The sequence below is a fragment of the Bradyrhizobium sp. Kon37 genome (assembly GCF_055807535.1).
Genome location: NZ_JBVVOY010000272.1, coordinates 1 through 267, shown reverse-complemented (window position 1 = coordinate 267; position 267 = coordinate 1). Strand labels below are relative to the sequence as shown.

General features: G+C 43.4%; 1 pseudogene. It reads left to right on the top strand.

What is annotated here, in order from left to right:
* Nucleotides 1-83: 83 nt before the first annotated feature.
* Nucleotides 84-267: pseudogene (gene yfdT / locus AC0L3J_RS38115) on the top strand (protein YfdT); the annotation flags it as partial.

Sequence of the window (267 nt, the reverse complement as noted above, 5' to 3'; positions counted from 1 at the left end):
GCTTCAACCCTTGGTTTCAAATCGGGAGAAGTGAAAATAATCATCTCATTTTCAAGTGCGGCCAGACGCTCAAAGTAACTAAAATAAACATCAAAGAACGAATCAGCAGCCTAGAGGTTCGAGACGATATTGAGCGCCGTGCTTATGAAATCGCACTCGTATCTCTGGAAGTAGAGCCAGATGAACGCGAAGCCTATGAATTATTCATGGAAAAGCGTTTCGGTGACTTAGTAGATCGTCGGAGAGCAAAAAACGGCGATAACGAAT